The organism is Corynebacterium sp. c25Ua_47 (genome assembly GCF_039907205.1).
Taxonomy (GTDB): Bacteria; Actinomycetota; Actinomycetes; order Mycobacteriales; family Mycobacteriaceae; genus Corynebacterium; species Corynebacterium hiratae.
In genome coordinates this window covers 1-25158 of record NZ_JASBOH010000014.1, presented here as the reverse complement: position 1 = coordinate 25158, position 25158 = coordinate 1, and the positions used below count along the sequence as shown (strand labels likewise).

The window sequence follows — 25158 nt, the reverse complement described above, 5'->3', positions numbered from 1 at the left end:
TTTGGCTACCCCGACCCTGCTGTTGGCCCAGCGGGGTGGATGGGAAAACGGCGAAGCCGCCCTCCCGAAGGAGAGCGGCGGCGTGGGCGAAAGCGAGCTTAGAAGTTGTCGCGGTCGCGGTTGGTCATGGTGAGAACGTTGAGGCGCTCATCGAGCTCTTCCTCGGTGAGGTTCTCGCCGTCAACGAAGCCGAGGTCGATGACTGCCTCGCGGACGGTGATCTTCTCGTTCAGCGCGTGCTTAGCTGCCTTGGCGGCGTTCTCGTAGCCGATCTTGGAGTTCAGCGGGGTGACGATGGAGGTGGAGGACTCCGCAAACTTCTTCATGCGCTCCTCGTTGGCCTCGATGCCGTCGATGCACTTCTCGGCGAAGACGCGGGAGACATTTGCCAGCAGGCGGGAGGACTCGAGGACGTTGCGGGCCATCATCGGGATGTAGACGTTGAGCTCGAAGTGGCCGTTGGAGCCGCCGAAAGCAACAGCGGCGTCGTTACCGATGACCTGGCTGACCACCATGGTGGCGGCCTCGCTCAGGACCGGGTTGACCTTGCCCGGCATGATGGAGGAACCCGGCTGCAGGTCCGGGAGGTGGATTTCTGCCAGACCGGTCAGCGGGCCGGAGCCCATCATACGAATGTCGTTGGCAATCTTGTTGAGGGAGATAGCCACGGTGCGCATGGCGCCGGAGAACTCGACGAGGGCATCGCGGGCAGCCTGGGCCTCGAAGTGGTTCTTGGCCTCGGAGAGCTGGTCAATGCCGGTGAGCTTCTTGAGCTCCTCGGTGACCTTGCCGCCAAACTCAGCGTCGGTGTTCAGGCCGGTACCGGTAGCGGTGCCGCCGATAGCCAGTTCACCCAAGCGTGGCAGGGTGGCCTCAACGCGCTCGATGCCGAGCTCGATCTGGCGAGCGTAGCCGCCGAACTCCTGGCCCAGGGTGATCGGGGTGGCGTCCATCAGGTGGGTACGGCCGGACTTGACCACGTCAGCGAATTCCTTGGCCTTGGCCAGAAGAGAGTCGTGGAGCACCTTGAGGCCCGGGATGAGGTCATTGACGGCAGCCTCAGTTGCCGCAACGTGGGTTGCGGTGGGGAAGGTGTCGTTGGAGGACTGGCCCATGTTCACGTGGTCATTCGGGTGGATCTCCACGCCATTGTTGTGGGCGATGGAGGCGATGACCTCGTTGGTGTTCATGTTGGAAGAGGTACCAGAGCCGGTCTGGAAGACATCGATCGGGAAGGCATCGTTGTGCTTGCCCTCTGCGATCTCGGTGGCAGCGGCGATGATGGCGTCAGCCTTCTCCGCATCCAGCTTGCCGGAGTCCTTGTTTACCTGGGCGCAGGCAGCCTTGAGGAGGCCGAGTGCGCGGATCTGAGCATCTTCGAGGCCGCGGCCGGAGATCGGGAAGTTCTCCACGGCGCGCTGGGTCTGGGCACGCCACAGGGCGTCGACCGGAACCTTTACCTCGCCCATGGTGTCGTGTTCAATGCGGTATTCAGTCATGAATTCACCTTTTCTGTGAAATGAGTTTTGTTGGGTTCTTTATGTGTGCCGTGGCACGGCATTCATGGCCACCGTAGCACTCTTCCTGGGAAAGTGGACTAGCTTTCCTGATCGTGGGGGTTGGTGTAGTCCACCACGGAGTATTCCTGCAGCTTAGCCAGCTTATGGATGGAGTCGACGTAGCGGATGGTGCCGGACTTGGAGCGCATGACCAGCGAGCGGGTGGTGGCGCCGTTCGGGCGGTAGGAGACGCCACGGAGCATATCGCCGTTGGTCACGCCGGTAGCGGCGAAGTAGCAGTTCTCGGAAGAAACCAGATCGTTGGTGGTGAGGACGCGGTCAAGGTCGTGGCCGGCCTTGCGAGCCTTCTCTGCCTCAGCTTCATCCTTGGGCCATAGCTTGCCCTGGATTTCACCGCCCATGCACTTCATGGCGCAGGCAGTAATGATGCCCTCCGGGGTGCCGCCAATACCCATCATGATGTCAATGGAGTTGGTGTCCTGGCAGGTGGCGATGGCGCCGGCGACGTCACCGTCCATGATGAGGCGGACCTTGGCGCCGGCTTCACGAATCTGACGGATCAGGTCATCGTGACGCGGACGGTCGAGCACGACGACGGTGAGGTCGGCCGGCTTGATGCCCTTTGCCTTGGCCACGGACTTCACGTTCCACTCGACCGACTCATTGAGGTCGATGGCGCCGACTGCCTCGGGGCCAACGGCAATCTTCTTCATGTAGAAAACCGCGGACGGGTCATACATGGTGCCGCGCTCAGCAGCAGCGATGACGGAAATGGCGTTCGGGCGGCCCTCAGCCATGAGGCGGGTGCCGTCAACCGGGTCGACGGCGATGTCCATCTCGGCGCCCTGGCCGGTGCCGACCTTCTCGCCGTTGAAGAGCATCGGGGCCTCATCCTTCTCGCCCTCGCCGATGACGACGACGCCGTTCATCTCGACGGAGTTGATGAGCTTGCGCATAGCATCCACCGCGGCGCCGTCACCTTCATTCTTCTGTCCACGGCCAACCCAGCGACCCGAGGCGAGCGCTGCTGCCTCGGTGACGCGCACCAGCTCCATGGCTAGGTTGCGGTCGGGGATATAAGACGTGTTATCAGACATGTGTGAATAGTCCCTTTCTTTTCAGGTGGCTCGGCCCGGGGTGGGGGACAACCCGGAATACATATTTCATTCTTCCACTTTTCTTCCGGTTTCAAGCCCGAATGCCTCCCCCAGAAGAGGGGCGGGGGTGCGCCACCTGCCGAAAAGGCAGGTGAGAGGGTGCTGTCGCGTGTGTCGGAGGCGTCGTGCCATACTGGGCAAGTGGCATCTGAAGATAAACCAAAGATTTTTGAGGACGCGCGTGATATCACCCTGACGGTGGGCATCATCCTCATCATGATGTTTCTGGCCGTCGGGGCAACGGGACTGTGCTCGATAAATCCGGAAAAGTCCGGGCCTGTGCAGAATGTGGATGCCGCCACCTTCCTGGAGATGGAAGCGCGCGGTAGCGGGGCGGTCATTCGCGAACCTGTCATGCCGGAGGGCTGGCAGCCGACGGCCGCGCGGCGCAAGCAAGTGGGCAGCGAGTCCGGTGCCGTGGTGAGCTGGCTGACCGCGAATGAAGGGTACGTTGAGTCGGCACAGACCCAGCTAGCTCTTGAAGATGTCCCCACCGCCTACGATTCCAACTATCGAGCCAGCTCCGAGCGGCGTGAGGTAGCGGGTCAGGACGTGGAAATCCTGAGCAGCGACGACAAGGACGTTCGCCCCCTGTGGATCACGGACTTGGGCGATGCCCGCCTTATCCTTACCGGATCTGCTTCCGACGCGGATTATGAGGCGGCACTGACCGCATTCGTCGAGGCCAAGCCACTCCAGATCGCTGAGGACGGCAGTGTCATCAGCGAGTAACTAGTCAGCGAAACGTCACGCTCTGCAGCGCGCCGTCCCATTCCACCTCGACCTCGTTGCCAGCAGCGCTGCGCAGGGTCTCGGGGTCGAGCCCGCTCAGGCGGGTCTTGCCTAGGTAGATATCCACCTTTTCGTGCTTGGACTTGCTGGGGAATAAGGAGACCTCGCTGAGTTTCCCTTCGGTGAAGCGCAAGACAATGGAGCCGGAAAAGTAGCTGATTTCCTCACCGTTGTCGGTGTGAGGGGTGCCGAAGAATTCTTCGGCGAGCTGGCGTGGATCACCAAAAACCATGGCACCTGCTCCGCCGGACTTGGAGACGAAGTCGACGCGATCTCCCGGGTAGCCGTAAATCTTCATTTAAACCTCTCCTGTTTCCGTCTGTGCTTCTGCGTTGTCCGGACTGTCCGCATCATTCTTGCGGAGGGCTTCCTCTACGCGCTTGGAAGCGCCGTCGAGGTGTGCCTCGCAAGCCTTGGCTAGCGCCTCGCCGCGCTCCCAATATTTCAGGGACTCATCCAAGCCCATCTGCCCGAGCTCGAGGATCTTCACGGTTTCGATAAGTTCGTCGCGGGCCTGCTCATAGCTCAGCTCTTCGACGGGCGGGAATGCGTCCTGGCCGGGCTGGCCGGCGCCAATCGTGTCAGTCATGAGGATAGTGCTTCTTTCTTTCTGGTTCTGTATAACGTGGTCTGTTTAATCCGCAGCCTGGGAGGCCATGGCGGCGGCGGTAATCGAGCCATCACCCACGCGGATGCGCAGTTGCGAACCCGGGGGCGATTGCGTGTAGCTCGTGACGACTTCCGGCCCGCTGCCATCGCGCGGAAGGACCTGCACAATGGCATAACCGCGCTCGAGAGTGGCCGAGGGGCCCAAGGCAGAGACCCGCGCACGCAACGAGGTTACCTGGTTGTTTTCGCGGTCCAGCTGATGAGTAATGACTCGCCGGATCGACGCAACGTGACGTTCGAGTTCCTCGCGGCGCGCGGTGATCGGCACCATGGGGTCCGCGAGGACGGGGCGGGAGCGGATGCTCTCGAGCCCGCGGCGCTCTCGTTCCACCCAGCCGCGCAGCGCCGCCGCCATGCGGGAACGTGCTTCGGAAATCACTGCGTATTCCTCGGCAGCGGAGGGCACGACGCGCTTGGCCGCATCGGTGGGGGTGGCGGCGCGAAGATCGGCGACGTCGTCAAGCACCGGGTGGTCCGGCTCGTGGCCGATGGCGGAGACAACCGGGGTGCGGGCGGCGGCTACTGCGCGCTGGAGAGCCTCCTCGGAGAAGGGGAGCAGATCTTCCACCGACCCGCCGCCGCGGGCGATGATAATGACATCGACCTCCGGGTCTGCGTCAAGGGTCTGCAGCGCGTCGATGACCTGGGTGACTGCCGTGGCTCCCTGCACCGCGGTGTTGATGACCTCGAATTGGACCGCCGGCCAGCGGTCTTGCGCCACGGAGAGGACATCGCGCTCAGCGTGTGAGCCACGGCCGGTGATGAGGCCGATCTTCTTCGGCAGGTAGGGAAGCGGCAGTTTGCGGGCAGGATCGCACAGGCCCTCCTGGCGTAGGCGCTGGCGCAGCATCTCTACTCGGGCGAGGAGATCACCGATGCCGACGTGACGAATCTCAGTAACCCACAGGGAGAAGCTACCGCGCCCAGCGTAGAAGGCTGGCTTGCCGTAGACCACGACGCGGTCGCCGTCCTTGAGGGGCGAGGGAGCATTCCGGATGAGCGACGTGTTGCAGGTCAGCTGGACGGATTTTTCCTGTTCTACGTCACGCAAGGTGATATAGGACAGTTTCCACGTCGGCTTCATATTCAGCTGGGTGATCTGACCCTCCACCCAGAGGAAGCCGAGGCGCTCGATCCAGCCTTTGACTTGGTCATTGACCTTGCCGACGGGCCACGGTGTCTCCGCGGAATTGGCCGGTTGGTTCACGCGCAGTCCTTTCTTTTGAGTGGTCTGTGCTTCGGGGCGTGTTCCGTCTAGTGTATGGGGCGCGCCGGACATCGGGTGTCACCGGTCACCTGCGGCGGGCGCGAATGGGCGAGAACTACAGTATGTGGGCAACTTTAGATACTCTGGTTGGCATGACTGAAACTGCAAAGAAGGTGCTCCTCGCGGCTCCCCGCGGCTACTGCGCCGGCGTGGATCGCGCTGTTGAGACAGTGGAAAAGGCGCTGGAAAAGTACGGCGCTCCCATCTACGTGCGCAAGCAAATCGTGCATAACCGCTTCGTCGTTGAATCCCTGGCCAAGCGTGGCGTCATCTTTGTGGAAGAGGCCTCCGAGGCCCCCGAAGGTGCTCACCTGGTATTTTCTGCGCACGGCATCGCGCCGAGCGTGCGCAAAGAGGCCGAAGAGCGCAAGCAGCTAACGCTGGACGCCACGTGCCCGCTGGTGACCAAGGTGCACAAGGAAGCCCAGCGTTTTGAGCGCGACGGCTACGAGATTCTGCTGATCGGCCACGAAGGTCACGAAGAGGTCGAAGGTACTGCCGGCGAGGCCCCGGACGTCACCCACCTGGTGGATGGTTTGGAGGGCGTCGACAAGCTGCCGGACTTCCTACACGAGGAAAAGCTCATCTGGCTGTCCCAGACCACGTTGTCGGTGGATGAGACCATCCAGATCGTCAACAAGCTGCGCGAGCGCTTCCCGCACTTGGAAAACCCGCCGTCAGACGATATTTGCTACGCCACACAGAACCGCCAGGAGTCAGTAAAGGCCATTGCGCCGAAGTGCGATCTCATGATCGTTGTTGGCTCCCAGAACTCCTCGAACTCCAAGCGCCTTGTCGAGGTTGCCCTTGAGGCAGGATCGAAGACCTCGTATCTGGTGGATTTCGCCTCAGAGATCGATGAGGCCTGGCTTGAGGGCGTGAACACCGTTGGCGTCACGTGTGGTGCCTCCGTGCCTGAGTTGCTGGTGCGTGAAGTGCTTGAATACCTGGATGAGCGCGGCTACAGCGACGTTGAGCAGGTGACCACCTCCACGGAGACCATCACGTTCTCGCTGCCGCGCGATCTGCGCCCGGCACGTACTGCGCGCTAGTCCTCGTCGTAGAGGTTTTCCTCGAGCGGCTGGGGGGACCGCTGGGGGCGCTGCGCATTCTCCGCTGCTTCAGCGGCGGCGCGGCGGAAATCCTCCTGCACGTCGGTTTCGGGGGAAGCTTGGCGGAGCTGGGCGCGCTCTTCGGCCTGCAGGCGGCGGCGTTCCTCACGGTTGCGCTCCCGTACCCGCCCAGAGCTCGTGTTCTCCCGGGCAATGAGCTCTGCCACGGAGAGCCGCTCAGAGCGGTTGCGGCGGTCGGAGGCAGCGTCGGCACGTCGCTTCTTTTGTGCTTCCGCTTCTCGGCTCTTCGCGTGGTTGTTGCTGCTCCATATACGCATGACCGCGAGCAGCGCACACGCCAAGACCGTGACGATGAGCACCGGGAAGTGCTGTATCAGTGGGAAGGCCGTGGTGAGAAGCGCGGTCTTGGAAAACGGAGAGGCGCCTTCTGGCAAGGCAGCCGTCGAGCTAATGAACCCGCCGCCTACGGTTCCTAGCGCGTAGAGCAGCGGCAGGGTGATCACCAACAAGTAGAGCCCGCGGATCTCCACCAACCAGGTGAGAGCGAGCGAGCCAAGTCCAAAGATCAGGGCGAACGGCAGGGCCACCTTGCCGAGCACACCTGAGACTGCCAAGGCCACAAGCGTCACGACGAGCGCGACGAGGAGCGCTCGGGTAAGCGGCATCCCACGGCGGGGAGGGCGGCGACGATTTTTGGCAACAGACACGACCAGAGAGCTTACCGGGATTGGTGACCAAAACGTTATTCATCGTGGGCGCGCCGCGGCCAAGAACCGACACTGCGCGGCTCCACCGGCAGGCGGTCAACGCGGGCGGGCACATCTAGTTCCTTGAGCCGCCGCGCGGTGACCCCGACGCGGGAGTCCAAGCTGGCCAAACTCGCGTTATAAGCCTCAACCGCGCGCTCGAGGCCGCGGCCGACCTTGTCATAGTGCTCGTTGAGGGTATTAAGGCGCGTGTAGAGCTCACGTCCCAAGCGCTGTACCTCGCGGGCTTTGTCGGAGATTTCTTCGTGCTGCCAGCTCACCGCCACGGTGCGCAGGAGGGCGAAGAGGGTGCTTGGCGTGGCGATGACGATGTTGCGCTCGAACGCAAACTCGAGCAGCTCGGCATCGATGGAGAGCGCGGCGTCGACGAAGGTATCCGCGGGAACGAAGAGGATCACAAACTGCGGCGTGGGGGAGAAAGCCTCGATATAGTCCTTAGAAGCCAGTGCTTGGACATGTGAGCGCATCAGGTGCGCGTGGCGCCGGAGATACCCTGCCCTTTCTTCCGGATCTTCAGTCTCCATGGCGTCGAGGTAGGCGCTGAGTGGAACCTTGGCGTCGACCACAATGCTGCGCCCACCCGCCAGGTGAACGACGAGGTCAGGGCGGACTACCGAACCGTTGATGCGAGCGCTGACTTGGGAGTCGAAGTCCACATGTTTGCGCATGCCGCCGAGCTCGACCACGCGTTCCAGCTGTACTTCGCCCCAGCGCCCGCGGACGTTCGGCGAGCGCAGCGCGCCGACCAACTTGTCGGTGCGATCGGAGAGCCGAGTCGAGGTGCGCGTTACCGCTTGAACTTGGCTGCTGAGCGCGGCGAGCGATGTCGCGCGATCCTCTTCGATTTCCTGCAATTGCAGGCCCAAGCGGTCCATGGCCTTTTCCAGCGGGGCAAGCTCGGCTTGGCGGCGTTGGGATTCTTGCAGCGCGCGGTGTTCTTCGGAGGGCTGGGAAGACTGCGCGGAATAGGCGCGGGCCAGCCAACCGAGGGCTGCGCCAATGATGAGGCCGAGGAAGAGGAGCAACACGGGAAGGGTAGACGTCATACCTGTCATCATGACATGCGCCCCGGACACGCCCCGCTAGTTCTTGTCCTTCGACTGCAACATCTGTTCGAGAGCGCCGATGGCGCGCTTGATTCCCGCGCGGGCGCCGCTATCGCGCTCGCTGAGTTCCGCGTCAACATCGACCTTGCGGTCCAGCGGGCTCGTGCCATCGCTGGCGACGTCTTCCGCCGCGCCTTCCGGTGCAGCGTGGTCCGGGACGGACAGCCATTGCTCGCGTTTGTGGTCACCCTGCTGTTGGGTATAGCGCCCGATGAGGAAGCCTGCCACGGTAGAAAACTCCAACTCCTCGGCGGTTCTCTCGCCGGATTGGAGCATCACCATGTCTTGGAAGTAGCGGTAGACCACCGCGATGGTGGCGGCAACCGGCACGGCGAGGAAACCGCCGATGAGGCCAAAGAGCGCGGAGCCGACGGTCACGGAAATCAGCACGATAACCGGGTGCAGGTTCATCGCCTTCGACTGCAGCCACGGGGAGAGCACGTTGCCCTCGAGCTGCTGGACCATCAGGACCAAGCCAAGCACCAGAAGCGCCTTGGTGAAGCCCAAAGACACCAGCGCGATGGTCACGGACAGTGCGCCGGCCACAATTGCGCCGACAAAGGGGATGAAGCCGGCGATGAACGTGATGATGGCGAGGGCCATGGCCAAAGGCACACCGATGAGGGCGAGGCCGAGGCCGATAAAGACGGCGTCGACAAGCGAGACAACAGCCTGTGCACGCACGAAACCACCCAGCGTGGTCCACACACGGGTTAGCAGCTCAGTCAAGTGCCAGCCGGTGCGGCGGCCCGTCGCTTGGCGCAGCCACGGCAGGAAGTTGTGGCCGTCCTTAAGGAAGAAGAAGGTCAGCACCACGATGATGAAGAGCGTGACCACGATGGAGGTGGCCGTGCCGATTCCGGTAAACACGGAGCCCGCAATGGAACCCGCCTGGCGCTGCAACCACAGGGCGATTTCATCGATGTAGCCGCCGATCTCATTCGCGTCGAGGTTGAGCGGCGGGCCCTGTGCCCATAGCTGCAAGCGTTGAATTCCCTCCACAGTCTGCAGATACAGTGTTTGGGACTGCCGCGCGAAGTCCGGTGCAATGAACATGAAGAGGGTGCCCACCGCAGTAAAAGACACGAGAATGGTCACTGCCGCAGCGAGAGCTGACGGCAATCCCTTTCGCCGCATGACGCTCGCAATGGGGGCCAGCACGGTGCAAATAATCAGCGCGATGAGGACGGGCAGGATGCCGCGCCAGAAGTTGCCCAGCATGCGGAATGAGGCATAAAGAAAGACGCCAATGATGGTCAGGCGCAGTGCCCACAGTGATGCGGACTTGATGACCTCGCCGACCACCACGGAGCGATCCACTTGGTTGCCTGGCGGGTGTGCGGAGACAGCGTTCAGCGAGGCAGCATCGACGGAGTCATCGAAGCGCCCGCCAAGTGCTGCCTCTGCTGCGGCAAGCTCAGGCGAGGATGCAGTGGGGGATGGCTGATCAGAACTCACCCCACCATCTTGCCTTAAAAGATCCGGGGTGCGTTAGGATTGGCCCCGTGAGTCTTACACTTGGAATCGTCGGCCTGCCCAACGTGGGCAAGTCCACTTTGTTTAATGCCCTGACCCGTTCCGACATCTTGGCGGCGAACTACCCGTTTGCCACCATTGAACCCAATGTCGGCCTCGTTGAGCTTCCCGATTCCCGCCTGAACCGCCTTGCGGAAATCTTCAGCTCCGAGCGCATCCTTCCGGCTACCGTGTCCTTCGTGGACATCGCCGGCATTGTGGAAGGCGCTTCCAAGGGTGAAGGCATGGGTAACGCCTTCCTCGCCAACATCCGTGAGGCTGACGCCATCTGCCAGGTGGTGCGTGCCTTTGCCGATGAAAACGTCATCCACGTCGACGGTGAGGTCAACCCGGCACACGACATTTCTGTCATCAATACGGAGCTCATCCTCGCGGACCTCCAAACCATTGAGAAGGCCCTGCCTCGTCTGGAAAAGGAAGCCCGCAAGAACAAGGACCTGGCAGAGACCGTGGAAGAGACCAAGAAGGCCCAGGCCATCTTGGAAGATGACCGCACCCTCTTCGCCGCTTCCAAGAGCAACGAGATCGACCTCTCCCTCCTGCGCGAGCTGCACCTCATGACCGCGAAGCCCTTCCTTTATGTCTTCAACTCGGATGAGGCCGTGCTTACCGATGACGCCAAGAAGGAGGAGCTGCGCCAGCTCGTCGCCCCTGCGGAATGCGTCTTCCTCGATGCCCAGACCGAAACCGACCTCCTTGAGCTCGATGAGGCGGAGGCACTCGAATTGCTCGAGTCGGTGGGCCAGGAAGAACCCGGCTTGGCGACGTTGGCCAAGGCCGGCTTCGCCACCCTCGGCCTGCAGACCTACCTGACCGCAGGCCCGAAGGAAGCTCGCGCGTGGACCATCAAGCAGGGCTCCGCAGCACCGCAGGCCGCGGGTGTAATTCACACCGACTTTGAGAAGAAGTTCATCAAGGCCGAGATCGTCTCCTTCGATGACCTGGACGCCGCTGGCTCCATGGCGGAAGCCCGCAATGCTGGCAAGGTGCGCCAGGAGGGCAAGGAGTACATCATGCAGGACGGCGACGTCTGCGATTTCAAGATCGGCGGCTAACTCGTGCGCTCATAGCGCGTAGGCTGTGGGCATGAGTATCGCCCACATCCTCGAACGCGCAGCAGAGGCCACGCAGTGGCAGGAGTCCCTTTACAAGGATCTGCACCAGCATCCTGAGCTCAGCATGGAGGAGGAGCGCACCCGCGGTGTTATCGCGGATAAGCTCCAGGAATTTCCAGGAGTTGAGGTGCTGGAATTCGGCGGGGGAGTCGTCGGCATCCTTCGCAACGGCGAAGGCTCGACCGTCTTGGAGCGCGCCGATTTCGACGGCCTGCCCATTACAGAGGACACCGGCCTGGACTACTCCGCTACGGGTGAGGCAATGCACGCCTGTGGGCACGATGCCCACGTGACCGGGTTGCTCGGCGCCACTGAGGCACTGGCCAAGGCAACCGATTCGTGGTCCGGTACCTTCATCGCCCTTTTCCAGCCGGGCGAGGAAACCGCCGAGGGCGCGCAGTCCATGGTGGACGCGGGACTCACCGAAAAAGTCCCCACGCCTGATGTGGCCTTTGGCCAGCACATCTTCATTGATAAGGATGCCCCCGCTGGCAGCGTACTCATCGCGCCCGGCCCGGTCTTGTCCACGGCGACCTCACTCACCGTCACCGTCTATGGTCACGGTTCTCATGGCTCGATGCCGCACCTCAGCGTTGATCCGGTGGTGCTCGCCAGCTCCATCGTGCTGCGGCTGCAAACAGTTGTCTCCCGTGAAGTCGATCCGCACCACTTCGCCGTATTGACCGTTGGCGCACTGCAGGCGGGTTCGAAGGCCAATATCATTCCGGATTCGGCGACCTTACGCATCAACATCCGTGCCTATGACGAAGACGTCCGGGCTCAGATCGTCGAGGCGATTCACCGCATTGTTAAGGCGGAGTGCTGGGCAGCGATGTCCCCGCGCGAGCCGGAGTTTGTGCAGAGTGATAATTACCCCCTCACCGTCAACGATGACGACGTGACCGACAAGGTGCGCGCGCAGCTTATCGACGTCCTTGGTAGCGACAACGTCCTCGACATGGAGCCGTGGACCGCCTCGGAGGATTTCTCTCGTATCCCCGATGCCTTCGGCGCTCCCTATTGTTTCTGGGGCTTCGGCGGGCGTACCGACGGTGCGTCAATCCCCAACCACAACCCGCGCTTTGCTCCGGAGCTGCAGCCGACTCTTACCACGGCGACGCAGGCTCTCATCGCCGCGGCCTACGCCTACCTGGAAAATTAATCTTCCATCGCCGATTGCAGCACAGAGAGCACCGTGCGCCGTGCCGCGGAATCATCGAGGTGGGAATCCACCAGCGTCACGAGTGCTTCAAGCACCAGCAGAAAAGCAACGCGCGAGGCATCCTGCAGCTCTGCACGAAATGTCCCATCCGGGGAGGGGATGACCAGTGTGTAGGAGGCGAGCTCCGCCAAGGGCGAGGAGGTAAACGAGGTCAGCGCGATGAGCTTCGCGCCCGCCTCGAAGGCTGCTGTCGCGGCTTTGAGCGTGAGCGTGGTCGACCCTGAACCGGAAACGACGAGGCACACGCACTCTGCGTCTAGTTGCGTCGCCGCGATGTGCTGGCCCATGGCCTCCGCCACGAACTCGGCTGGGCGCCCGATGCTTGTGAGGCGCAGCGCCATGGTCTGCGCCAAGGGAGCAGAGAGGCCATTGCCCACGAGGAGAACACGCTTGGCCTGCGCTACTGCCTCCACTGTCGCGGCTAGCTCATCCTCGTTGAGCAGGACAGTAAGCCCATGCAGGTAGTTGCTGAAGGAGGCAATCTCGGCACTCATGCGGCCGACGTGGGTGGAATCGGCACCCGCCGGCGGGGTGGGGCGCTGCGCAATCTCCTGCGTGAGCGCCACACGCAACTGCTGGTACCCGTCGTAGCCCAGCGCTTTCGCGGTGCGGATGACGGAGGTACGGGACGTGCCTACCTTGGCCGCCAGCTGGTCCGCAGTGGCGTGCAGGACGAAGTCCATGTCTTCGAGGATTGCCTGGGCCACGCGTTGTTCGATGGGCTGCAGGCTCGGCATGCGCGTGGTGATGTGCGCGGAGAGTGGGGCGGAATCAGTCATAGGGCTAACTATCAGGTGAATTTGGCAGCCACGATGCGGCGGCGGATAGCGCCGGAGATGGCGTCGATGGACATGGTGATGACGATGACCACGATGAGCAGGACGCCGACGACGTCCCACTGGCGGTACTGCGTATAGCCGGTGAGCATGTCACCGATGCCTCCCACGCCGATGAGGCCGAGGACCGCGGAGGTGCGCACGTCGATCTCAAAACGGTAGAGCGCGAGCGAAGCCAGCTCCGGTTGGACAATGGGCCAGGTTCCCCAGCGCACCATTTCTGCCAGGCTGCCGCCGGCTGCCTTGACTGCTTCGGCTGGGCCAGTCGGCGCGGTTTCAATGGCCTCATAGGTCCACTTCGCATGCGTACCGATGCCGCCGATGGCCAGAGCCAGCGCGCCCGTAAACGGGGTCAACCCGGTGACGGTGAGGATAATGATGGCGATGATGATCTCCGGTACCGCGCGGATGATGGCAAAGAGCGCACGCAGTGGCAGACACACCCAGCCCGGGGAGACCGTATTGGCAGCCAGGACACCGAGGATGGTGGAGAGGAACACGCCGAGCAGCGCGCCGATCCAGGCCATGGCCACGGAGCGCCAGGTCTGCAGGAGGGCCTCACCCAGCTTGGACCAGTCCGGGTTGGAGAACATGAGCACGAGGTAGTGCCAGATGTTCGAGGGCAAATCTTTAAGAGCCGTCAGATCAACGCGAATGTAGCCAAAGGACAGCGCCAAGATCATAAGGATTCCGGCCCACGCAGCGAAGACTCCCCAGCTGCGGGAGCGGGAGGGAAGTACATGTGCAGTGCTCATCGCAGCCTCTTTCGCAGGTTGACGGACACGATCTCCAGAGCGATGACCACGACGAGCAGCTCGAGCACGATGGCGGAGAGCGCGTCATAGCGGTAGAAACCACGGACTTCGTCGATAAGCAGGCCAATGCCACCAGCGCCCACGAGGCCGAGGACCGCGGAGATGCGGACGTTGAGCTCGAGGGAGTAGATCACCTGGCTGGCAAAGACCGGCCAGGTCTGCGGCAGGGCAGTAACCCGGTTGATCTGGGTTTGCGTGCCGCCGGCGGCGCGGCCGGCCTCCATGTAAGAATCATCCGCGGAGTCGATGGCTTCGGAGACGAGCTTGACCACGATGCCGACGTCGAAGAGCACCAGCGTGATGATGCCGGGCAGGGCACCGACGCCGAGCATGGCCACGAGGATGGTGGCGTAGACCAAGTCGGGCACCGCGCGGACAACGTTGACGATGCCGCGCACTAGCGAGCGCCACGGTGTCGATGGGTTGGTGGGCCGCGCCGCCCACAGGGATAGGGGCAGAGCGATGACCGCAGAGATGGCGGCACCGACGACGGCCATGGCGAGGGTTTCAAGCATCGGCTCCCACGTGCGCGGGAGGATGGACCAGTCGGGGCTGAACATCAGGGCCAAGCGGTCGGCGCCGTTGCGCCAGTTGCGAGCGATCTGCCCAAAGTCGATCTCGATTCCGCCCCAGGCGGGGACGCAGGTGGCGATGGTGAGCGCGAGAAAAGCAGCCAGCCCGCCAAGGATGCCGGGCCAGTTGCGCTGCCGTGGGGGAAGTACCGCCGTCATGCCCGGCTCTCCTGACTTCCCAGCTGGTCTTCCTCGCGGATGCGCCGGCCGTAGATGGCTTCGAAATCCTCCACGGTGGAGCCTGCGGCGGGCCCATCGAAAACTATCTTGCCGTGGCGAATGCCGATGATGCGTGTGGCGTAGTCTTGCGCCAGATCCACCAGGTGCAAGTTCACCAGGGTGGTCAGGTCCCGCTCGGTATTGATGCGGCGCAGATCCTTCATCACGGAGTGGGCAGTGGGCGGGTCGAGGGAGGCGACGGGTTCATCGGCCAGCATGATCGCCGGCTTCTGGGACAGGGCGCGAGCGATGGCCACGCGCTGCTTCTGGCCGCCCGATAAGGCGCCGGCCTTATTCCACGCCTTGTCGAGGATCCCTACGGAGTCGAGGGCCTCGGCGATGATTGCTTTGTCCTCGGCGGTAGAGATTCCCAACAGGGTGCGCCAGCTGGGATTGTGAGAAAAGCGCCCGACGAGGACATTGGAGAAGACGCTCGCGCGGTCCGCCAGGTTGAACTCCTGGAAGATCATGCCGATGCGGCCGCGCAGCTTCCGCAGCTGCGCTCCCTTCGCCGCAGAAATCTCGTGGTCGCCGACGAAAATCTTGCCGGATGTCGGTTGCACGAGGCCGTTGATGCTGCGGATGAACGTGGATTTGCCAGAGCCGGACAGGCCGACGATGGCGACGAATTCGCCGGGAGCGATGTCCACGGAGACGTCGTCAAGCGCCAGCGTTCCGTTGGGGTAGCGCACCGAGACATTCTCGAAGCGGATTCCCCACGCTTTCTCCTCCGTCATGGGTGAAGCCTTTCTAAGTAGGGGCGTCAGGCTACTGGGCGAAGCGCTCGTTGACCTTGCGCGCCATATCGATGGACTCCTGCTTGGCGGGAACCCAGTCGGTGATGTCGAAGATGGCGGACATGGTGTCCGGGTCAACCTCGGAAAAGCCGTCCATGAGGTCGGTGATCTGGCCGCGCAGATCCTCCGGCACCTCATCAGAAATCACGACGCCACCGTTGGGGTACATGTCGGTGTAGCCGAAGACCACGAGCTTCTCGGCCAGATCTGGGGCCTCCGACGCGTCGATGGTGGAGCGCGCATCCCAGAAGCTGAAGCCCACCTCGGCATCGCCGTTGTAGACCGCCATGATGGAGGCATCGTTGGAGGTCACTGGCACCTTCTTGAGGCTGTCGACGTCGATGCCCTGGGATTCCATGGCCATGACCGGCAGCTGGTATCCGGCGGGGGAGGTAGCACCCAGCATGGCGACGGTGGTCTCCCCATCGATCTTCTTGAGCGCCTCGAGGCCCTTCGGACCCTGGCCCTTGTTCTCCTCCGGGGTGGCGGTGCCGTTGCAGTACAGGTAGTCGGCACCGCTGGCAGCATAGGTGGAGGCCACCGGCTCGTCCTCGCAGTACTTGTCGGGGTTGTTGGTGACGAACTGGCCGGCGTAGGAATCCGCGCCGAAGCGCTCATCCTGCAGCACGGCGTGTGCGCCGTACATGTCTTCGGCGGAGGCCAGCTGCGCGGCGGAGGCGATCGCGATATCTGCTTGACCGGAGCCGATTGCCTCGACGGCGGCCTGGTAATCCTTGGTCACGACGCCCTCGACTTCGACGCCGAGCTCCTCAGAGAGGTAATCAGTCAGCGGCTTCGCGGTGGTGACGAGATCGTTGACCTTCTCGTTCGGGATCAGCGCGAGGGTGAGCTTGTCGGGGGAGTCCGAGCCATTGGCCGAAGAGGAATCGGAGTCAGAGGAGCAGGCAGTCAGGGAGAGCGACAGTGCAAGGGCGGAGGCGGCAAGGGCAGTGAAGCGGCGCATGAGAATGTCTTTCTGTGTCGAGGGTCGGAGATTTAGTGGGCGGAAGATAGTTCGGAAAAGATGTCGGTGACGCGCTGCACGCGCCACGTGGGGTCGGCGTCTGCGGGGGTGGCGAAAGGTGTTTCTAACAAAACGGTGCGCCCGCCAAACGCGTCCACGGGAGCGAGATCGAAATCCCAGATATCGCCAAAACCGATGACAGTGTTGGCGGCTTTGTCAGAGAAATCGGCATCGAGGATTCGGGTCAAGCCTTTGGGCTTGCCCAACCTCGTGTAAATGACGTCGAAGGAACTGCTTAGCCCTAAAACCTTTAGAGCTTCGGCGAGGCCAGTTTCGGGAGAGTTGGTAGCGAGGATCGCGCGGCCTGGGTAGGTACTCAACAACTCGGCGAGGCCTTCGGGAGCCGTGATTCCGGTGTTCGCAAGGTTCTCCCGGGAAGCCATATAGGCCTGTTGGCAGGAGTCCTCCGGAACATCGCAATCGGCGGCGAGACTGCGGACGAGATCGTAGCCATCGCGGTACTTCGCTAGGGCGGCATCGTTGGTTGAGAGCATCTGCTCGGCGGTGTGATAAATGGAGTGGTGTCCGGTCGCCTCCGCGATATGGCGGGCATAAGCCAGTACAGGCCCGTGACCCAGGCTGACGGTCCCGTCAAAATCGAAGAGGAGAACCGGGGGAGATATGTCTTTGGACATGAAGTACAAACTAACGGTGGTTTATGTACTTTGCGACCGCACGCGGTAAACATTGCGTGAACAGTACGTGCACTCTCGTCTTTGGTAACCTACACGCGGTAACAATCCGTTTCCTTACCGCAGGATTCATAGAAGGACACGCATGTCTCATCCGAATGAGCAGCGGTTGCTCGAACGCTTCATGAAGCTTTCCATTGCCGCCGCCGTCGTCACCATTGTTCTCAAAGTGATTGCTGCCGCGGTGACGGGGTCGGTGGGCTTCCTTTCGGATGCTCTCGAGTCCGGTGTCAACCTGGTCGCCGCAGTGGTGGGATTCATCGCCATCAAAATTGCCGCTAAGCCCGCGGATGCGAACCACCAATTTGGTCATGGCAAGGCTGAATATGTTTCCGCGCTGGTGGAAGGCGCGATGATTTTCGTCGCGGCCGCGATGATCATCTACACGGCCATTCGCCGCTTCTTGCATCCGCTGCCGCTTGAACAGCCAAGCGTTGGTTTGCTGCTGTCGCTAGTAGCGGCTCTCATTAACTTGGTGGTCGGTCTGCTGCTTGTCCGCGCCGGAAAGCAGTACCGCTCTTCTGCCCTGCAGGCGGATGGTCAGCACCTGCTTACCGACGTCTGGACCTCCGTCGGCGTCATCGTCGGCATCGGGGCAGTGGCGTTGACAGGCTGGCTGTGGTTGGACCCCGTCATCGCGCTGGCAGTCGGTATCAACATCTTGTGGACCGGGTACAAGCTGCTCAAGGAATCCCTGAGCTCCCTTCTGTCGGAATCCTTGCCCAAGGAAGAGCATGCCCAGCTGGACGCGCTTCTCAATGAGCTGGAAGACCACCACCAGGTCTCCTTTACCTCGCGCCGCACAGTGGCAGCGGGTCGTCAGCGCCTTGTCTACCTGACGATGGACGTGCCTGGTGAGTGGACGGTGTTGCACTCGCACACCATCGCCGACCGTATCGAGGATGCCATCGACGATCTTTTCCCCGGCGCCGAGGTGTTCATCCACGTTGAACCAGCCGGCACGGTGCACCGCCGCATCCTGCGGATGCTGTAGGTTAGCCCGCGTACCGCAGGCTTGCGACCCCGCGTCCGCCCTCCATGACCCACGGCCAGCTGAGGCCGTTCTTGGTAAGGACATCATCGCGGATCTCATCGGGTACGATCCATTCCTTGTGCGCATAGCCCAGAAGGTATTCATCAAAGGCGGGGAGCTCGAGGCGGATTTTTAGGGCCTCATCGATCTCGCTAGCCGTGACATCCTCCTGCCAGGGGGCCATCCAGAAGTCCTGACCATCGTGACACACAGGTTGAGCAACCGTCGATGTCAAGGCCTTGGTGGCCTGGGATTTACTGAGCTTGGACCATGCTTGGAGGTCGGCTGCGGACACTGGGCCATGTCCTTCGACATAGCGCTGGGCCAGCTCAGCAAGCGGCTCCTCCGGTTCGCGCTGGACGGTAGGCAGCGCGTCGACGTGGAGGAAAGTCTCTTGGCTGCCAGCTTTCGGGCCCTGCACTAAGTCGCCGGCACCGCCGAAAGCGCGGAGTAGGTGGGAGCCTCGGCCTTCAGTGGGATCAACGCCAGCTTCAGCGAAAATCTCGTAGACTTCCGTGCGGCTCAGGGGCTCGGTCGCTGCGCTGTGAAGCGCTTCCGAGGCCGCTGTCACCATGTCTTCGCTCAGCCCCAAGCTCGGTCGCCGGGATTTCTGGCTGGAAGCCATTCGTGGATAGAGGAGGCGGGACATCCAGCGGACGTCGGCAGCCGGCATGAAGTGCAGCGTGCCGCGCTGCGGCCAACAGCGCACCACGCGAAAGCGTGCTACGTCTTCGAGTACCTTTTGCTCATCGCAGCCGGCGCGAAGAGCAAGTGCTCTGATACCGGCATCGTAGGTCTGGCCCTGGAGGGCGAGCAGATGCTCGGCAACATCGAGGGCCGACGCCAGAGTCGGCCGCGCCGCCGATGGTGCAAGGCCTTGAGCAATGAGCCGACGAGCGAGAAGCTCATCGCGGGTAAGTTCCTTCATTGCTGTTTAGGTTAGAGTCGGAAGGTCTTCATCAGCTGCATGCCGGTGGACACCAGCTGACGGAAGCGCTCCGGGGAGATGTACTCCGAGGGCGCAAGCGGGTGTAGGCGTTGCTCGGCCACGGTGCGCTCATTGGCCCACAGGCGCATGCCGGTAATGCCGTGGCGGTGATTGAGGCCAGACTCCTTGACGCCGCCACCGGGTGCGGCGATGGAACCATACGCGGCGGCGAAGCCTTCGTTGATGTTGACCATGCCGGCTTCCAGCTGGGAGGCCACCTTCCATGCGCGGCGGGAATTCCCGGACCACACCGATGCGGATAGGCCGTAGGAGGTGTCGTTGGCGCGCTGGATGGCTTCCGCATCAGAGCTGACCGGATAGACAGCGAGCACTGGGCCGAAGGTTTCGGTGGCATAGAGATCCATCTCTGGGGTCACACCAGTCAACACGGTGGGTTCATAGAAGTAGGGCCCAAGGTCCGGCCGGGCCTTTCCGCCGTAGACCACGGTGGCGCCCTTGGACACGGCATCCTCCACGTGGGCTTTAACGGCATCGAGCTGGCGTTGCGAGGTCAGCGAGCCGATGGTGGCGGCATCGGAGAAAGCCGCGCCCAAAACCTGCTGGTCTAGGGCGTTCGCGAGTTCGACGAGGAACTCCTCAAAGACGCTCTCGTGCACATAGGCGCGCTCGGCGGACATGCACAGCTGGCCGGAGGAAGAAAATGCAGTGCGCACCGCACCTTGGGCGGTGGACTTAAGGGGGGCGTCGTCAAGCACCAGCATCGGGTTCTTTCCACCCAGCTCCAGCATGGTGGGGATGAGGCGTCCGGCTGCCTGCTCGGCGATGGACTTGCCGGCCTTGGTGGAACCGGTAAAGGAAAGGCCATCCACCAGCGGCACGAGGGCATCGCCCACCTCCGCACCGCGGCCGGGAACCAGCTGCCAGGCCGCCTCCGGCAGGCCCGCCTCGATGGCTAGGCGCCTCAGCAGAATCGCCGTCAGCGTGGTCTGAGAATCCGGCTTGTGCACCACGGCATTGCCCGCGGAGAGTGCTGCCAGGACGTCGCCCACGCCCAAGGACAGTGGGTAATTCCACGGGGAGATGAGCCCCACCACACCCAGCGGGTAATGCTGGGTGCGCGTTTTAGTCAGCACGGGAAGCGCGCCGGGGTAGCGGTCAGCGCCAAAGGCCTTGCGGATATTGACCGCGTAGAAGCGCGCGCAGTTATACAGATCCATCAGCTCGTCATAGGCATGGGAGCGGGACTTGCCGTTCTCGGCCTGGATGAGGTCGAGGATGAGCTCCTCGTTCTCGTGAACGAGGTCGTGCAGGCGCAGCAAGATGGCGGCGCGGTCTCCTTGACCAACGCCGGCGCGCGCATAGTTGACGGCCTTCTCGACGTCCCCGGCGGTGGCGACGGGGAAGCTAAAGAGCTCCTCACCGCTAAACGGCGCGTGAGCCTGGTGCTGCTCACCCGTGCCGCGCACATCGCGGGCGGGATCCGTGTCTAAGAAATTGAGCACTCGCTGGGGCAGACGGGTCTGAGTGAAGGTTTTCATGCGGTCTATTGTCCCAAAAATATGCGATGGCGCTATAGATTTTTCGAGATTTGTCTCACAAACTAAATTAATCGTGGTTAGGATGACGCTATGCCAATCCTCGCGACCACTCCACAGGCCCAGGTCCGCGCGGCCGTTGAGCCGCTCGTCAGATCTGGAGAAAGCCCAGCGCCCGTAGGCGTTATTGACCTCGCCGCGTTCGACTACAACGCTGCACAGATGCCGACTCGTGCCGGGGGACTACCCATCCGCGTGGCCTCGAAGTCGATCCGCAGCGTGGCAGCACTTCGTCGTGCCCTCGAGCACGGGGGCTACCGTGGCATCCTCGCCTATTCCGTTCCAGAAGCGCTCCATCTGGTGGGAGAGGGCTTCCGCGACATCGTGGTGGCTTATCCGAGCGTCAACCGTAAGGCCCTGCGTGAGCTCGCAGCGGATGACACCGCGCGCGAGGCTATCACTATCATGGTGGATAGTGCTGAGCTCTTAGACCTGCTTGAGGGCTCCCTGCGTGTGGCCATCGACATTGATTGCACCCTTCACTTGCCGGGCGCGGTTATCGGCCCGCGGCGCTCACCCGTGCGTACGCCGGAACATGTCTCGGTGCTTGCGCGCGAGATTGTTCGGCGCGGGCACCGGCTTGTCGGTCTCATGGCTTATGAGGGGCAAGTCGCATCCGTTGCGGATGGCCTGCCGGGTCCGGTGGGAGCGGTCAAGCGCTGGCTGCGCACCAAGTCCATGTCCGACCTCGCTCCGCGACGCCGAGCCTGCGTGGAGGCCGCGCGGGAGGTGGCGGACATTGAATTCGTCAACGGCGGCGGCACGGGCAGCCTTCAGGAATCCGCGGCCGAGGGAACCTTGACCGAGCTCGCCGCTGGCTCCGGTTTCTACACGCCGGCGATCTTCGATGACTTCACGGGCATCAACCACAAGGCGGCCGCGTTCTTCGTCTGCCAAGTATCCCGTGTGCCCGCGCCGGGCTGGGCCACGGTCAACTCCGGAGGCTGGATCGCCTCCGGGCCGCCCGCGAAGGATCGCGTTCCGGTTCCGGTGTGGCCGGCAGGGCTGAGCTACTCCAGCACGGAGGGTGCCGGTGAGGTGCAGACACCGCTGCATGGGGCCGCTCTGAACGTCGAGGATCTGGTGTGGTTCCGCCACGCCAAGGCCGGCGAAATGACAGAAAACGTCGACCGCCTTTTGGCTGTTGGAAATGACGGCGTTGATGTATGGGACACCTATAGAGGACAAGGATGGACACTCCGATGACAACAACTTTTAGCAATTGGGCAGGATCGGTCACCACGAAACCGCAGGAGTTTGTACAGCCCTCCCGCATAGACGAGATCCCTGCAATCATCAGCCGCGCCCGCAGCGTTCGTGCGGTGGGCGCCGGCCATTCCTTCACTCCCATCGCAGCGGGGGAGGAGACCATGCTCAATCTCGATCACGTGAGTGGTCTGGTGAGCGTCGATAAGCAGCGCAAGCGCGTCCGTTTCCTGGCGGGCACTCGCTTGAGGGACGTGCCTAAGCTCCTTCGCCCGTTTGGTCTTGCCCTGGCTAATCAGGGCGATGTGGACCCGCAATCGCTGGCGGGCGCGATTTCCACCTCGACCCACGGCACCGGCATCAATTACACGGGCTTTGCGGGCACGGTCACTGGGCTGACGCTTATCGACGCCGACGGCAACACCCGCACCTATTCCATCGACGAAGACCCAGAACTCCTTCGTCTCGTGGTCGTCAGCGTGGGCGCGCTCGGCGTGGTTGTCGAAGTGGAAATGCAGTGCGTGGATGCCTTCGACCTGCTGGCGGAGGAGTCCGGCATTGCCTTCGATGAACTGATGGATAACTGGGAGGAGCTCTCCCGCGGCGTCGACCACTTCGAGTCTTACTGGTTCCCGCACACCGACCGCGCGATGGTCAAAGCCAACACGCGCTTCGAACCGAACGGGGAGCGCCGCTCACGTCTCAAGGCGCTTATCGACGACGAACTCATCGGTAATGGCGCCTTTGCCGCCGCCCTGGCTCTGGGGCGTCTTCTTCCGGGGACGATTCCGACGCTCAACAAGTTCGCCACCTCGGTCATCTCCAATAACCGCTACCGTTCCGCCGCCCATGACGTGTTTGTCAGCCCGCGCCGGGTTCGCTTCCATGAGATGGAGTACGCAGTGCCGCTTGCCGACGGCCCCGCCACCGTCCGCGAAATCCGCCGCTTCATCGACGAGCAGGACTGGCGCATCGGGTTTCCGATGGAGCTGCGCACGACGGCCGCGGATGACGTTGCGCTGTCGACGGCATCGGGCCGCGAGTCGATGTACATTGCCTTCCACATTCCGCGTGCGCTCAACCCGCAGGACTACATGCCGAAGCTCGAGCCCATCTTGCGCGCAGCGGGCGGGCGCCCGCACTGGGGCAAGATGAACTCCCTGTCTCGGAGCGACTTTGCTCAACTTTATACAAGATTTGATGAGTTCTTCGAGCTGCGTGAAAAGATGGACCCTGATTGGAAGTTCGGCTCGCCCTACCTGCGAAAACTGTTCGGATAGGGACGTCGTCAAGCGTGGCACGATCCTGAGGACGGATTCGAAAGTATCTCTGATCTTTGGTAGCTTGTGGAAGTCTTAATTCCATAACACTGCTGAAGAAGGTGTCTCAAACGTCCTCTGAATCCCAGTCCCTCATTACGCCGACATTCGTGTTTGCGTGGTTGGTGAATTTCGCCCAATTTACGGTCTTCTATCTGCTTGTGACCATCATGGCGCTCTATGCCGTCGAGCAGTTCCAAGCTTCGGACACGGCGGGCGGGTTTGCCTCAAGCGCTTTCGTGGTGGGGGCGACGATTGCCCGCCTCTTTTCGGGCTACATCGTGGATGCTGTTGGGCGGAAGCGCTCGCTGGTTGTCTCCCTCATCGTGGTCACTGTGGCGATGGCGCTGTATTTCCCAGCTCAGTCTCTGCCACTGTTGTTCGCTGTCCGTATCTTGCATGGCTTCGGTTATGCGGTGGCCTCGACGGCTGTGATGGCCGTGGTGCAATCGGTGATTCCTGACCATCGCCGCGCTGAGGGAACCGGCTACTTCGCCTTGGGGACGACGCTGGCTACCGCTTTTGGCCCGGCGGCAGGTTTGGCGATAGTCCACAATGCTGGCTATAACACCGTGTTTCTGGTAGCGCTGACGCTGACGGTAGTGGCCATGGGCTTGGGGCTCATCGTCAAGGCGCCAGCGGAGGAGCGTCGCAGCGTCTCCTTCTCGCTGGGGAATATTGTGCACCCGGCGGTGGCGCCGTTCGGCGTCTTTATCCTTTTGGTCGGTGTTGCTTATACGGGCATCATTACCTTCCTGAATGGCTATTCCGCTCACGCCGGTCTGGAGAAGGGCGCTAGCTATTTCTTCTTGGCTTATGCGGTTGTGAGTCTCATCCTGCGCTTTGTGCTGGGCAAGCTGCAGGATCGGCGCGGTGACAACATCATCATCTACTCCTCGCTCGTCTTCTTTATCGCCGGCTTGGCTGTCCTGGCTTCGGCTGGCGCTGATTGGCAGATTATTGCTGCGGGTGCTTTGGTGGGCATCGGATATGGCTCTATCCTTCCGGCCGGTCAGGCAATCGCTGTGCGCCTGGTGCCGATGCATGAGATGGGTGCGGGGATCTCGACCTTCTTCTTGCTGCTGGACCTAGGCATCGGCTTCGGGCCGATTCTGCTGGGGCAGGTTATCTCCGCGACGGGATATTCCGCCATGTACTGGATGCTGGCAGCCTTAATGCTGGTTGCTTCAGTGGTCTACTTCTTTGTTCACGGGCGTAAAGACGTTGCACGTGGTGACGTGCGCTACGAATAGACTCCACGTCGATGGCATGCCTGTCGGCAGCCATCGAATGTGCTGGCTAATGTGGGGTAGCTACCCCCGTTTATAGTAACGACTTGACACGAATTCACCGCTAGCTATAGCCATACGGGGTGTGTGGTACTAGAATCATGGTTAGAACACTTCTTCTAGCACATGTTTATCTCGGGGGAGATACCCATGACCACTGCCACACGCCCACCAACCTTCTTCTTTTCCACCACCAACCCGAATAGCCCACACGCCATAGCCCGCGCGAAAGCACGGCGAGCTGCCTATGACACCTGGGTCGGGGCTATGCCCAGCCTACAGGCTGATATCAACACCACCGCACTATCCCTAGTTGCTGCCTGGTCACTGCCCGAAGGCCACATCAAATCCGGCCTGCGTGCCATCCACCGCCTAGATAGCCTGCCGAAAGTCAAAGCCATACAAGACACCCACTGCCTGCTCGACATCGAGTCCCTCATTGCTATCGATCAGCCCATGTCGGCACTGACAGCCTTGACTGATGAAACCCTAGACTTCATCGATACCCTCCTGGCTGACTTCTTCACCCCTTCTAAACCCAATCAGGCTTTTCCCACACGTAGTCAAATCAGGCGCAAAGTCCGCGAT

At 62.0% G+C, this 25158-nt stretch carries 24 protein-coding genes and 1 pseudogene; 9 read left to right on the top strand and 16 right to left on the bottom strand.

The genetic code is table 11. The features are described from left to right. Nucleotides 1-98 precede the first annotated feature (98 nt). Complete coding sequence (locus QKE52_RS11585; protein WP_046648340.1) at nt 99-1499, bottom strand: class II fumarate hydratase; 1401 nt, start codon at nt 1497-1499, stop codon at nt 99-101. A gap of 98 nt (nt 1500-1597) precedes the next feature. Next, entirely contained in the window at nt 1598-2617 is a 1020-nt protein-coding gene (gene glpX / locus QKE52_RS11580) for a class II fructose-bisphosphatase (RefSeq protein WP_347948854.1), read from the bottom strand. Nucleotides 2618-2818: 201 nt separating this feature from the next. On the opposite strand from glpX, the gene QKE52_RS11575 reads away from it, so the two are divergent. Further along, complete coding sequence (locus tag QKE52_RS11575) at nt 2819-3409, top strand: DUF4245 domain-containing protein (RefSeq protein WP_070821812.1); 591 nt, start codon at nt 2819-2821, stop codon at nt 3407-3409. A 4-nt stretch (nt 3410-3413) separates the two neighbouring features. Here the strand turns inward: QKE52_RS11575 and QKE52_RS11570 are convergent, their stop codons facing one another. The 3 genes from QKE52_RS11570 to xseA are packed head-to-tail and all read right to left on the bottom strand — an operon-like array spanning nt 3414 to nt 5345. Beyond that, nucleotides 3414-3767 carry a hypothetical protein gene (locus QKE52_RS11570; protein ID WP_070821813.1) on the bottom strand — a complete coding sequence of 118 codons (354 nt, stop codon included), beginning with the start codon at nt 3765-3767 and terminating at the stop codon, nt 3414-3416. Beyond that, nucleotides 3768-4058 carry an exodeoxyribonuclease VII small subunit gene (locus QKE52_RS11565; protein ID WP_070701640.1) on the bottom strand — a complete coding sequence of 97 codons (291 nt, stop codon included), beginning with the start codon at nt 4056-4058 and terminating at the stop codon, nt 3768-3770. A 45-nt stretch (nt 4059-4103) separates the two neighbouring features. Further along, entirely contained in the window at nt 4104-5345 is a 1242-nt protein-coding gene (gene xseA / locus QKE52_RS11560) for an exodeoxyribonuclease VII large subunit (protein ID WP_158382149.1), read from the bottom strand. Nucleotides 5346-5497: 152 nt separating this feature from the next. On the opposite strand from xseA, the gene QKE52_RS11555 reads away from it, so the two are divergent. Beyond that, entirely contained in the window at nt 5498-6457 is a 960-nt protein-coding gene (locus tag QKE52_RS11555; RefSeq protein ID WP_347948853.1) for a 4-hydroxy-3-methylbut-2-enyl diphosphate reductase, read from the top strand. Here QKE52_RS11555 and QKE52_RS11550 read toward each other — a convergent pair. From QKE52_RS11550 to QKE52_RS11540, 3 genes are read right to left on the bottom strand one after another with little or no spacing between them, the layout of a single operon-like run. Next, the gene (locus QKE52_RS11550) at nt 6454-7185 is read right to left on the bottom strand and encodes a DUF6542 domain-containing protein (protein WP_347948852.1); all 732 of its coding nucleotides are present in this window, start codon (nt 7183-7185) and stop codon (nt 6454-6456) included. The two genes, QKE52_RS11555 and QKE52_RS11550, sit on opposite strands and share 4 nt — an antisense overlap. Nucleotides 7186-7220: 35 nt before the next feature. After that, on the bottom strand, nt 7221-8291 hold the full coding sequence (locus QKE52_RS11545) for a DNA recombination protein RmuC (RefSeq protein ID WP_070510515.1): 1071 nt from the start codon (nt 8289-8291) through the stop codon (nt 7221-7223). A 36-nt stretch (nt 8292-8327) separates the two neighbouring features. Further along, nucleotides 8328-9809, bottom strand: coding sequence for an AI-2E family transporter (locus QKE52_RS11540; RefSeq protein WP_347948851.1), 1482 nt, complete (start codon nt 9807-9809; stop codon nt 8328-8330). A 47-nt stretch (nt 9810-9856) separates the two neighbouring features. On the opposite strand from QKE52_RS11540, the gene ychF reads away from it, so the two are divergent. Beyond that, nucleotides 9857-10942: a redox-regulated ATPase YchF gene (gene ychF, locus QKE52_RS11535; RefSeq protein ID WP_070546558.1), complete on the top strand. Its 1086-nt coding sequence runs from the start codon at nt 9857-9859 to the stop codon at nt 10940-10942. A 31-nt stretch (nt 10943-10973) separates the two neighbouring features. Continuing rightward, nucleotides 10974-12164 (top strand): amidohydrolase, encoded by a 1191-nt coding sequence (locus QKE52_RS11530; protein ID WP_070754978.1) that lies wholly within the window; start codon nt 10974-10976, stop codon nt 12162-12164. Here the strand turns inward: QKE52_RS11530 and QKE52_RS11525 are convergent. Genes QKE52_RS11525 through QKE52_RS11500 form a run of 6 tightly spaced genes read right to left on the bottom strand, consistent with a single transcriptional unit; the run spans nt 12161 to nt 17122 of the window. Beyond that, nucleotides 12161-13003, bottom strand: coding sequence for a MurR/RpiR family transcriptional regulator (locus QKE52_RS11525; protein ID WP_049155479.1), 843 nt, complete (start codon nt 13001-13003; stop codon nt 12161-12163). The two genes, QKE52_RS11530 and QKE52_RS11525, sit on opposite strands and share 4 nt — an antisense overlap. 11 nt (nt 13004-13014) lie before the next feature. After that, nucleotides 13015-13815, bottom strand: a complete 801-nt coding sequence (gene phnE, locus QKE52_RS11520; protein ID WP_347948850.1) for a phosphonate ABC transporter, permease protein PhnE — start codon at nt 13813-13815, stop codon at nt 13015-13017. Then, nucleotides 13812-14606, bottom strand: coding sequence for a phosphonate ABC transporter, permease protein PhnE (gene phnE, locus QKE52_RS11515; protein ID WP_046649249.1), 795 nt, complete (start codon nt 14604-14606; stop codon nt 13812-13814). Before phnE (QKE52_RS11515) ends, phnE (QKE52_RS11520) begins: the two co-directional genes overlap by 4 nt. Beyond that, nucleotides 14603-15403, bottom strand: coding sequence for a phosphonate ABC transporter ATP-binding protein (phnC, locus tag QKE52_RS11510; protein WP_049155476.1), 801 nt, complete (start codon nt 15401-15403; stop codon nt 14603-14605). The genes phnE (QKE52_RS11515) and phnC overlap by 4 nt, the downstream gene beginning before the upstream one ends. Before the next feature lie 31 nt (nt 15404-15434). After that, nucleotides 15435-16427 (bottom strand): phosphate/phosphite/phosphonate ABC transporter substrate-binding protein, encoded by a 993-nt coding sequence (phnD, locus tag QKE52_RS11505; protein WP_347948849.1) that lies wholly within the window; start codon nt 16425-16427, stop codon nt 15435-15437. Between the two features lie 32 nt (nt 16428-16459). Next, nucleotides 16460-17122, bottom strand: coding sequence for a hypothetical protein (locus tag QKE52_RS11500; protein WP_071407523.1), 663 nt, complete (start codon nt 17120-17122; stop codon nt 16460-16462). Nucleotides 17123-17264: 142 nt separating this feature from the next. On the opposite strand from QKE52_RS11500, the gene QKE52_RS11495 reads away from it, so the two are divergent. After that, on the top strand, nt 17265-18173 hold the full coding sequence (locus tag QKE52_RS11495) for a cation diffusion facilitator family transporter (protein ID WP_071407522.1): 909 nt from the start codon (nt 17265-17267) through the stop codon (nt 18171-18173). Nucleotide 18174: 1 nt separating this feature from the next. On the opposite strand, the gene QKE52_RS11490 is transcribed toward QKE52_RS11495, so the two are convergent. Both QKE52_RS11490 and QKE52_RS11485 read right to left on the bottom strand, forming a co-directional pair. After that, nucleotides 18175-19140 (bottom strand): winged helix DNA-binding domain-containing protein, encoded by a 966-nt coding sequence (locus QKE52_RS11490; protein WP_347948848.1) that lies wholly within the window; start codon nt 19138-19140, stop codon nt 18175-18177. Between the two features lie 11 nt (nt 19141-19151). Then, entirely contained in the window at nt 19152-20699 is a 1548-nt protein-coding gene (locus tag QKE52_RS11485; RefSeq protein ID WP_347948847.1) for a succinic semialdehyde dehydrogenase, read from the bottom strand. A 90-nt stretch (nt 20700-20789) separates the two neighbouring features. Between QKE52_RS11485 and QKE52_RS11480 the strand changes: the two genes are divergently transcribed. From QKE52_RS11480 to QKE52_RS11465, 4 genes and pseudogenes are all read left to right on the top strand, one after another. Beyond that, nucleotides 20790-21962 (top strand): alanine racemase, encoded by a 1173-nt coding sequence (locus tag QKE52_RS11480; protein ID WP_347948846.1) that lies wholly within the window; start codon nt 20790-20792, stop codon nt 21960-21962. Beyond that, on the top strand, nt 21959-23242 hold the full coding sequence (locus tag QKE52_RS11475) for a D-arabinono-1,4-lactone oxidase (protein ID WP_347948845.1): 1284 nt from the start codon (nt 21959-21961) through the stop codon (nt 23240-23242). Before QKE52_RS11480 ends, QKE52_RS11475 begins: the two co-directional genes overlap by 4 nt. Before the next feature lie 101 nt (nt 23243-23343). Further along, a complete protein-coding gene (locus tag QKE52_RS11470; RefSeq protein ID WP_347948844.1) occupies nt 23344-24534 on the top strand; it encodes an MFS transporter in 1191 nt (396 codons plus the stop codon). A gap of 186 nt (nt 24535-24720) precedes the next feature. Beyond that, a pseudogene (locus QKE52_RS11465) lies at nt 24721-25158 on the top strand (HNH endonuclease); the annotation flags it as partial.

Excerpts from the sequence above, each read along its gene's own strand:
- QKE52_RS11490 (WP_347948848.1), bottom strand. The coding sequence starts at position 19,140 with ATGAAGGAACTTACCCGCGATGAGCTTCTCGCTCGTCGGCTCATTGCT.
- QKE52_RS11525 (WP_049155479.1), bottom strand. The coding sequence starts at position 13,003 with ATGACTGATTCCGCCCCACTCTCCGCGCACATCACCACGCGCATGCCG.
- QKE52_RS11555 (WP_347948853.1), top strand. The coding sequence starts at position 5,498 with ATGACTGAAACTGCAAAGAAGGTGCTCCTCGCGGCTCCCCGCGGCTAC.
- QKE52_RS11480 (WP_347948846.1), top strand. The coding sequence starts at position 20,790 with ATGCCAATCCTCGCGACCACTCCACAGGCCCAGGTCCGCGCGGCCGTT.
- QKE52_RS11475 (WP_347948845.1), top strand. The coding sequence starts at position 21,959 with ATGACAACAACTTTTAGCAATTGGGCAGGATCGGTCACCACGAAACCG.
- phnE (WP_046649249.1), bottom strand. The coding sequence starts at position 14,606 with ATGACGGCGGTACTTCCCCCACGGCAGCGCAACTGGCCCGGCATCCTT.
- QKE52_RS11585 (WP_046648340.1), bottom strand. The coding sequence starts at position 1,499 with ATGACTGAATACCGCATTGAACACGACACCATGGGCGAGGTAAAGGTT.
- QKE52_RS11530 (WP_070754978.1), top strand. The coding sequence starts at position 10,974 with ATGAGTATCGCCCACATCCTCGAACGCGCAGCAGAGGCCACGCAGTGG.
- phnD (WP_347948849.1), bottom strand. The coding sequence starts at position 16,427 with ATGCGCCGCTTCACTGCCCTTGCCGCCTCCGCCCTTGCACTGTCGCTC.
- QKE52_RS11500 (WP_071407523.1), bottom strand. The coding sequence starts at position 17,122 with ATGTCCAAAGACATATCTCCCCCGGTTCTCCTCTTCGATTTTGACGGG.
- phnE (WP_347948850.1), bottom strand. The coding sequence starts at position 13,815 with ATGAGCACTGCACATGTACTTCCCTCCCGCTCCCGCAGCTGGGGAGTC.
- glpX (WP_347948854.1), bottom strand. The coding sequence starts at position 2,617 with ATGTCTGATAACACGTCTTATATCCCCGACCGCAACCTAGCCATGGAG.
- QKE52_RS11570 (WP_070821813.1), bottom strand. The coding sequence starts at position 3,767 with ATGAAGATTTACGGCTACCCGGGAGATCGCGTCGACTTCGTCTCCAAG.
- phnC (WP_049155476.1), bottom strand. The coding sequence starts at position 15,403 with ATGACGGAGGAGAAAGCGTGGGGAATCCGCTTCGAGAATGTCTCGGTG.
- QKE52_RS11565 (WP_070701640.1), bottom strand. The coding sequence starts at position 4,058 with ATGACTGACACGATTGGCGCCGGCCAGCCCGGCCAGGACGCATTCCCG.
- QKE52_RS11485 (WP_347948847.1), bottom strand. The coding sequence starts at position 20,699 with ATGAAAACCTTCACTCAGACCCGTCTGCCCCAGCGAGTGCTCAATTTC.
- QKE52_RS11495 (WP_071407522.1), top strand. The coding sequence starts at position 17,265 with ATGTCTCATCCGAATGAGCAGCGGTTGCTCGAACGCTTCATGAAGCTT.
- QKE52_RS11545 (WP_070510515.1), bottom strand. The coding sequence starts at position 8,291 with ATGACGTCTACCCTTCCCGTGTTGCTCCTCTTCCTCGGCCTCATCATT.